Origin of the sequence: Lentzea indica (genome assembly GCF_012184385.1) — a bacterium.
In the GTDB taxonomy this organism is placed as follows: domain Bacteria; phylum Actinomycetota; class Actinomycetes; order Mycobacteriales; family Pseudonocardiaceae; genus Lentzea; species Lentzea indica.
In genome coordinates this window covers 1-7,493 of the sequence record NZ_VSRL01000350.1, presented here as the reverse complement: position 1 = coordinate 7,493, position 7,493 = coordinate 1, and the positions used below count along the sequence as shown (strand labels likewise).

The window sequence follows — 7,493 nt, the reverse complement described above, 5'->3', positions numbered from 1 at the left end:
GGATCCACTTCTACAATCACCACCGAGCCCACTCCGCCATCGGAGGCAAGCCACCCATCACCCGGCTGACCAACCTCCCTGGACATCACAACTAGCTCTTGAACCAGTCCCAGCCGAACCTGCGGACCACCAGCACCAGGCCGACCACGACCATCACCGCGTGCGCCGTGATGCGCAGCGCGTCCGGCATCTCCACGTGGTTCAGCGCGAACCAGCTCTTCGACCCACCGGCGAGGTTGTTGATCAACCCGCCGCCACCCTGCACGAGCAGGACCAGGGCGATCAGTTCCATGACTCCCCCAGATCAATACAAACATATCGGTTTGACACTCGAACGGTAGCCGCGTTCGAGCTCGTGGTCAAATCAATGCGAACGTCTCGGAAAGGGGATGCGAGTGAGCCGACCGGTGCGGGGCAGAGGTGCCGCCCACGACGAGCGGCGGGGCGCCATCCTCGAGGCGGTGTTCGCGATCATCGACACCGAAGGAACCCATCAGGTGAGCATCCGCCGCGTCGCCGAGCAGGCAGGCGTGTCGGTGGGCCGCGTCCAGCACTACTTCCCCAGCAAGGACGACCTGCTCACAGCCGCGTTCACCGCGATCAACGACCTCGGAACCGCCCGCGTGCAGGCCCGGCTCTCCGACAGCACGCAACCGGCCGAGGCACTGCTGACCGAGCTGATCCCGGTGACCTCAGAGGACCGTCGGCTGTTCCGCGTGGCGCAGGCGTTCGAAACGCACGCCCTCACGAACCCGTCGCTCTCCGAGCAGTTGCGCCAAGGCTACGACGAGCTGATCGGCCTGCTGACGGTCCTGGTCGGTCCTGCGGCGAAGGAACTCCTCGCCATGGCCCTCGGCCTCGCGAACCTCACCCTCACCGGCAACCTCACGCCGGAGGAAGCCAGGGCGATCGTCCGGTCAGGAATCGAGAAGCACGGCGCCCACCCCCGGTCCTAACGTTGTCCGCAACGGAGCCAACGACCGGGAGGACAGGAAAGATGAGCAGCAGCAAGGGAATCCGCAAGTTCCACCGCATGGTGAGCATGGTCTTCATGGCCACCGTGGTGTTCACGGCGGTCGCGCTGACCGTGGACAACTCCGCGGTGTGGGTGTCGTACGTGCCGTTGCTGCCGCTGTTCGTGCTGATGGGCACCGGCGTCTACATGTGGTTCCTGCCGTCGATCACCCGGCGCCGAGCCCGCCGCGCCGCCCAGAACGCCGCCTAGCCGTTCAGCCGGTCCTCCAGATGCGTCAGGGTGGCGTTGAGCGCCACCCCGTACACCGCGATCCGGCAGGCCAGCCGCCACAACGTCGCGTCCGTCGGCGCCACGGCCAGACCGATCACCAGCTCGCGCACGAGCCGCCGCGTCTGCGCGACCAGCACCCCGACGCTCTGGACGATCTCCGCGAAGGCCGCCGACACCGAGCTGAGCCCTCTGATGGCCTCGATGTTGTGCCCCATCAACCGCACGTGCTCGGCGGCACCGTCCCAGCCTGGCACGTCGTGGGAGAGGAAGTCCTCGAGCTCGTCGGCCATGTCCCGCTGCTCGACCGCGATGTTGTACCAGGTCATGGCATGCACGGCGATGACGCCCGGGCGCCCGGTGAGCTCGTCCAGCACGTCCCGCAACGGCCCGATCCGCTCCATCGCCGCCTTGGCCGTCTCTTCGACGGGCGCGACCAACGAGGGCACAGCGGCTTCGCGAACGGGGTCGGGTCGTGGCCGCTCCTGTCCGGCGAGGTCGCACAGCCCGGCCACGATGAGGCGCAGGTTCTCCTCGATGTACTCGACCAGCTCGTCCTGCCTGGCATGCTTCTCCAGGACGGTGTCGATCATCCACCGGCACAACCGCCCGTACACCGTCTCGTCGCCGACCACGACCGCGCTGGCCGTGTGGACGGCCGCGAACCGCACGCGCACGGCCTCGATCTGGCCGGCGTGGCGGACGATCTGGCCGGACACGCCAACCCCCTCGCTCAACCATCACTCGCCTGGGCAACGTTAGTGCCGTCAGTCGCTTCTCCTCCTCCGAGGTTGACCGCTGAGCTCGTAGGCTGTCCGTCACCGGCGACGGACAGGAGCTCTGAGGTGGCGGACACGACGGTGGCCGAGGTCATGGCCGAGCTGGCCGCGTTGGAGGACCCGAAGGCACGCGCGGTCAACGAGAAGCACGGCGACGACCACGGCGTGAACCTCGGCAAGCTCCGCGCCGTCGCCAAACGGCTGAAGACCCAGCAGGACCTCGCGGTCGAGCTGTGGCAGACCGGCGATACCGCCGCACGGCTGCTCGCACTCCTGATCTGCCGCCCGAAGGCCTTTTCACGTGACGAGCTGGACACCATGCTGCGCGAAGCACGTCGTCCCAAGGTGCACGACTGGCTGGTCAACTACGTGGTGAAGAAGGGCCCGCACGCCGAAGAACTGCGCGAGACCTGGTTCGCCGACCCCGATCCCGTCGTCGCGAGCGCGGGGTGGGCGTTGACCACCGAACGCGTCGCGCGCAAACCGGAGGGTCTTGACCTCGCCGGACTGCTCGACATCATCGAGAAGGAGATGAAGGACGCCCCGGAGCGTCTGCAATGGGCGATGAACCACTGCCTGGCGCAGATCGGGATCGAGCACCCGACGCTTCGCGCCCGCGCGATCGACATCGGCGAACGACTGGAAGTGTTGAAGGACTATCCGACGCCACCGAACTGCACGTCGCCGTTCGCTCCGAGCTGGATCAACGAGATGGTGCGCCGTCAGGGCTGATCGAACGTGGTGTGCTCCAGCGCAGGGGGCAGTTCGAGCAACTGACCAGCGACGTCGAGGAACTCTCCTCCGCACTGCCACAGCGTGTGATCGGGATCGACGACGAACGGGTCCACCGGATCCGCGTCGCACTGGCGCACGCGGTAGGCCAGAGCCTCGGACTCGGAGTACGCGAGCACGGTCTCGTTGGTGCCCCGCCACACGCGGCGGAACATCACGGCGTTGACGCACGTCAGTCGGTCTTGCACGACGGTGCGCTGGAATCCTCGCCGGAGTAACAGCTTCATGCAGTCTTGGACGCTGCTCGCGTTCTGTGCCAAGTCACCCTGCCCCTGCCGATGTGGACTGCAATTCTGGCTCCGCGCAGATGCCCGTCTCATCGGCCATCACTCGATCAGGTCAAATGTTTGAGGCAGGTGCACAACGCGAGGTTCATCCGTTCGTGCACAGTGCCAACGAAGGAAGACCGCTTCGGCCTATGGCACCGGGCAGCCGCATGCGCAAGCCTCTGCCAGTGGTCGACATCCCGTCTCCTGACCCGCTCGCACCGCTCTACGAGCGGGCCGCGGCGCAGATTCCCGGCATCGCCGACAAGGTGCTGGAGGCGTTCTTCGCCAGATCCGCCGCCTACCGGCAGCTGCCGCACCAGCTCGTCGACCGCGAGATCACCGAGGCGGTGAGCCGCAACCTCCACGTCTTCCTCCGTGCCCTGCGCGAACAGCGCCCACCCGCGCCGGAGGAGCTCGCCGACCAGATCGCCACGGCGGTGCGCAGAGCCCAGCAGGGCGTGCCGCTCGACGTCGTCCTGAGCACGTACCACGTCGCCGCGCACGTCGGGTGGCAGGCCATGGCCGATGTCGCCGAGCAGGACGAGGTGGGCGACCTGCTGGCGACCGTGCCCGCGCTGCTGCAGTACCTGAGCCTCGCCGTTCCCGCCGTCGCCGCCTCGTACCTCACCGAGCAGCAGACACTGCACGCCGAACGTCGTGAGGCTGGTCGCGCACTGGTCGCCGCCCTGCTGACCGGCAGGGAGGCCGAGCCGCTGGCCGAACGGATCGGTCTCGACCTGTCCAGCCACCACGTGGTCGTCGCCGTGCGGGTCGAAGCGCCACCACTGACGGAGGGCTCCGGCGCTCACGACGCGAGGCTCGCTGCCCACGCGCTGGTGCGGCGCCTGCGGGCCGAGCTACCGAGGCACGCGCTCTCCGCACTCGACCACGACGGCGGCACCGTGCTGCTCCCCACCTCGGCCGAGACCGCTGACCAGGAGCTGGCCGATGCCGCCGACCTGGTGCACAGGCTGCACACGGCGGCGGGCGTCGACCTGGTCGGCGGCATCGCCGCGGCGGAGAGCCGCGAGGACATCCCCACCGCGGCCCGGCAGGCCGCCGACATCGCCGAGCTCGTCCAGCGACTCGGACGCCCGCCAGGCGCGTACGTCCTCGACGACGTGCTGCTCGAGTACCAGCTCTGCCGGCCGGGCCCCGGACGCAAGCGCCTCGCCCGCGTCATGGACCGGCTGGCCGAGCACCCCGACCTGCTGCACACGCTCCGGGTGTTCCTCAACAGCGATCACAACCGCCACCGGACAGCCGAGAGCCTGCATCTGCACCGCAACACGTTGAACTACCGCTTGCGCCGCGTCACCGAGCTCACCGGCTACAACCCCGCCGACCCCGCGGACATCCGGCTGCTCGCCGCTTCACTCATCGTCCACGATCTGCGGCCCTGACCGGCTACTTCCGGTAGAAGTGCACGTTGCGCCACTGGTGCTCGGCGCCGGACGTCTTCAACGTGCCGTACACGCCGTACTTGAAGTAGTGGTCGCCCTTGGGCCCGTTGTTCGTGTGCACGAGCTTGCCGTTGATGTAGATGGAGTAGCTGCCACCGGTGGCGGTGGCGTTGTGGGTGACGTTGATGCGCACCCACTTGCCGTAGATGTTGCTGATCAGGTCTTTGCCCCCGCCGCGGAGCGTGCCCCCGCTCTTCGCGTAGGACCTGATCATCAGTGTGGTGGCGCCGTCACCGTCGTTGCCGAAGATCTGCATGGCGCTCTCGTCGTCGGTGCCGGCGGTGACCTTGAGCTCGCCCTCGAACTGCCGCTGCCCCGTCCGGTAGTTGTCCTGAATCCTGGCCTCGACCCGGTTGGACCCGTTGTTGAAGAGCTTGAAGGTCTGCACCCCGCCGGACCGCAGGTAGGAACCGCCTGGCCCGGACGCGCTTGTCGTGCTGCTCGGATAGCTCTTCATGTCGCCGCGGCTCTGGATCTGCAGGTTCCACGCGGGCTTGTGCTCCTGCCACCCGCTGCCCACCGGGCCTGCCGAGCGCTCGGCTGGAGTCCCGTGAACAGCAGAGCGGTTGTGCCCGCGATGGCGACGGCTCGTCGTGTCAGACGCATTTGTGCTCCTTGTGTGGGCATGCAGGGTTCACACAGGCGGCGGCCGAAATTCTGTCGTCTCCGGCGCAATTTCGCCAGCGCCGAAATTTCGACGAGGAGAAACGACGAAAGGGTGGGCAGCGAAACCGCTGCCCACCCCGATCAGATCAGTTCACGCTGTGTCGATCAGTCGCCGTGCGGGTTCTGGATCGAGACGTGGACGTGGTCGTAGTGACCACCGGTCACACCGCCACCGGCGGTGTAGGTGCGCCAGCCCTCGGACGCACGGGCGACGCTCCAGATCTTGCCCTGCCAGATCACGTAGCGGACGTCGAGCTTGCCGGCGTGCTTCTGCAGCCAGTAGGCAAGCTTCCAGCCCTGCGCCTTCTGCGCGGCGGTCGGGTGGGTGCCGATCGCGTTCGAGATCGTGCAGTCCAGCGCGTTGCCGGTGTTGTGGTTGCTCGTCGCCGGCTCACCGGGACGGTAGTCGCCCACGTAGCACTGCCTCTCGCCGGTCAGCGAGGCGATCTGGTCGTCGACGAACTGGGTGCGCTTGGTCGCCTGGGGCGCACGGGCCGAGGCGGACGGGTGCGGGTTGGTCGGCGGGGTCGGGTAGGTGCCAGGAGCCGGATCCGGGTCGCCACCGGCGTCACCGATGCGGTGCGAGGCGTTCTCGTTCTTGAGCTCGGCCTTGAGGTTGCCCTTGGCACCGGCCGCGAACGTCTGCTTCGCGCCACCGTAGTTGCTGTTGTAGAAGACGGTGACGGCCTTGCTGGTCTTGTTCCAGACCGAGGCGGCGTTGTTCTTGACGCACACGCCCTTGCCGTTGCCGGCGCCCTTGAACTCGTAGCAGCTCGGCTGCGAGTCGCCGTAGTCGGCGATCGAGCCCGCGAAGTCGGACACCGAGCCGGCCTGGTCGCTGTTGAAGTACAGGCAGAACTCGCCCGACTCACAGGACCCGTTGCGGTCCGTCGCCGCGTTGGCGACACCCGCACCGAAGGATGCGCTGACGAGCGCACCCATCAACGCCACGAAAGTGAATTTCTTCAGCACGATTTGCCCTTACTCGTTCCACAGGTTCCGACATTGCACGCCGCCCCCCGATCGGCGCTGCCAGAACCGCGCTTGTGCAGGGGATGCTTCGTTTCGCCGGAAGCATCTCGACCGCCGCTGACATTCCGCTGACACCAGCGGCCACCGATTTGTCAGGCGCGGGGAAACTCGTCGAGGCGGACCGACTGCGCCCTCGGGTACTTCCTGCCCTGCATCGGGGCGGGCGACCCGGTGAACGACACGGGCGTACCGGCCAGCAGCAAGGTCAGTCCCTCGGGCAGGTCGTCTCGGGAGACGAACCACGAACCGCCGCGGGTGTCGGTGATGAACCCGTGCGACTGTCCTGACTTCCAGGTGGTCACGGTTCCGCGCCTGCGGCCACGCGGCGAGCCCACCGGAGAGGCCACCGCCTCCGAGGACCGCACGAAGGCACCCCGCAACGGGTAATCGGGTTGGTCACCGGGAGCGAACAGCGCGTCGAAGCCGGGGGTGAAGGGCGTCGCGGCACGCAACGGCGCCGCGGTGCGCGGGGTCCAGGCAGGCGCCTTCTCGACCGTCTGCACGTCGACGACCGGCACGATCACGTGCACGCCACGCGCGGTCAGCCGCGTCACGAGCGGGGCGAAGTCGGCGTCCCCGGTGAGCAGGACGACCCACTGCAGCGGCACCGACACCGCGCGATCCCACGCCTCGAGCGCGAGGTGGACGTCGACGCCCTTCTCCTTGCCACCGTGCAGGGGCAGGTCGTGACGGGTGATGCCGGCGGCGGTCAGAGCCGCGTCGAAGGACACGGCCGGCGTCTCGATGCGGCCACGGGCGTAGTGCGTCTCCGCGACCACGCACTCGTCGAGCGGGCGGCCGGTCTCCGCGTGGACGTACCAGCGCACGGCGTCGTGCAGGCCGTCGAGCGAGATCCGCGCGGCCCTCCGGTGAGCGGTCGCGTAGAAGTCGCTGAGGTACGCGAACCACGTGCCGTCGTAGAACACTCCGATGCGGACGATCTTCCCCACCGCCCGGACATTACCCCTTCGCAGCGGGGTAGTCGCAGCTCACGGCCTCGGTGAGAGAGCAAAACCGCTGGCGCGGGTGCGCGATGATGGTGTCGATGTCCATCCAGCTGGCGTTCGGGGTGACCGCCGGACCCGGGTTGAGCTGCTGGCTCCCCGTGTCGGGCGGCAGAGCCGTGCCCAAACCCGCTGACGACCGGGCAGGCGCGAATCCGCCGGGCTCTCCCGTCGCCGTCGGACCGGCCGATGCGGAACCCGAGGCGGCACGGGAAGCGACCCGGCAGCTGGCTCTGCTCGTTCAG

11 protein-coding genes are annotated in these 7,493 nt (G+C 68.0%); 5 read left to right on the top strand and 6 right to left on the bottom strand.

The window, feature by feature from the left end:
• Window positions 1-91: 91 nt before the first annotated feature.
• Entirely contained in the window at window positions 92-292 is a 201-nt protein-coding gene (locus tag FXN61_RS45260) for a hypothetical protein (protein ID WP_167979982.1), read from the bottom strand.
• Window positions 293-395: 103 nt separating this feature from the next.
• Here FXN61_RS45260 and FXN61_RS45255 point away from each other — a divergent pair, with 103 nt between their 5' ends.
• Window positions 396-956: a TetR/AcrR family transcriptional regulator gene (locus FXN61_RS45255; RefSeq protein ID WP_312878496.1), complete on the top strand. Its 561-nt coding sequence runs from the start codon at window positions 396-398 to the stop codon at window positions 954-956.
• A 41-nt stretch (window positions 957-997) separates the two neighbouring features.
• Window positions 998-1,225: a hypothetical protein gene (locus FXN61_RS45250; RefSeq protein ID WP_167979980.1), complete on the top strand. Its 228-nt coding sequence runs from the start codon at window positions 998-1,000 to the stop codon at window positions 1,223-1,225.
• Here the strand turns inward: FXN61_RS45250 and FXN61_RS45245 are convergent.
• Window positions 1,222-1,980: a hypothetical protein gene (locus FXN61_RS45245; protein ID WP_167979979.1), complete on the bottom strand. Its 759-nt coding sequence runs from the start codon at window positions 1,978-1,980 to the stop codon at window positions 1,222-1,224. The two genes, FXN61_RS45250 and FXN61_RS45245, sit on opposite strands and share 4 nt — an antisense overlap.
• Before the next feature lie 108 nt (window positions 1,981-2,088).
• On the opposite strand from FXN61_RS45245, the gene FXN61_RS45240 reads away from it, so the two are divergent.
• The gene (locus FXN61_RS45240; protein WP_312878495.1) at window positions 2,089-2,754 is read left to right on the top strand and encodes a DNA alkylation repair protein; all 666 of its coding nucleotides are present in this window, start codon (window positions 2,089-2,091) and stop codon (window positions 2,752-2,754) included.
• Here the strand turns inward: FXN61_RS45240 and FXN61_RS45235 are convergent.
• The gene (locus FXN61_RS45235; protein ID WP_167979978.1) at window positions 2,745-3,041 is read right to left on the bottom strand and encodes a hypothetical protein; all 297 of its coding nucleotides are present in this window, start codon (window positions 3,039-3,041) and stop codon (window positions 2,745-2,747) included. The two genes, FXN61_RS45240 and FXN61_RS45235, sit on opposite strands and share 10 nt — an antisense overlap.
• 209 nt (window positions 3,042-3,250) lie before the next feature.
• Here FXN61_RS45235 and FXN61_RS45230 point away from each other — a divergent pair, with 209 nt between their 5' ends.
• The gene (locus tag FXN61_RS45230) at window positions 3,251-4,486 is read left to right on the top strand and encodes a PucR family transcriptional regulator (RefSeq protein ID WP_167979977.1); all 1,236 of its coding nucleotides are present in this window, start codon (window positions 3,251-3,253) and stop codon (window positions 4,484-4,486) included.
• A gap of 4 nt (window positions 4,487-4,490) precedes the next feature.
• Here the strand turns inward: FXN61_RS45230 and FXN61_RS45225 are convergent, their stop codons facing one another.
• From FXN61_RS45225 to FXN61_RS45215, 3 genes are all read right to left on the bottom strand, one after another.
• On the bottom strand, window positions 4,491-5,066 hold the full coding sequence (locus tag FXN61_RS45225) for a polysaccharide lyase family 7 protein (protein WP_167979976.1): 576 nt from the start codon (window positions 5,064-5,066) through the stop codon (window positions 4,491-4,493).
• A gap of 251 nt (window positions 5,067-5,317) precedes the next feature.
• A complete protein-coding gene (locus FXN61_RS45220) occupies window positions 5,318-6,184 on the bottom strand; it encodes a peptidase inhibitor family I36 protein (protein ID WP_312878494.1) in 867 nt (288 codons plus the stop codon).
• 152 nt (window positions 6,185-6,336) lie between these two features.
• Window positions 6,337-7,194, bottom strand: coding sequence for an NYN domain-containing protein (locus FXN61_RS45215; RefSeq protein ID WP_167979975.1), 858 nt, complete (start codon window positions 7,192-7,194; stop codon window positions 6,337-6,339).
• Between the two features lie 95 nt (window positions 7,195-7,289).
• Between FXN61_RS45215 and FXN61_RS51220 the strand changes: the two genes are divergently transcribed.
• On the top strand, window positions 7,290-7,493 hold a 204-nt coding region (locus FXN61_RS51220; RefSeq protein WP_223165864.1), incomplete at its 3' end, for a hypothetical protein.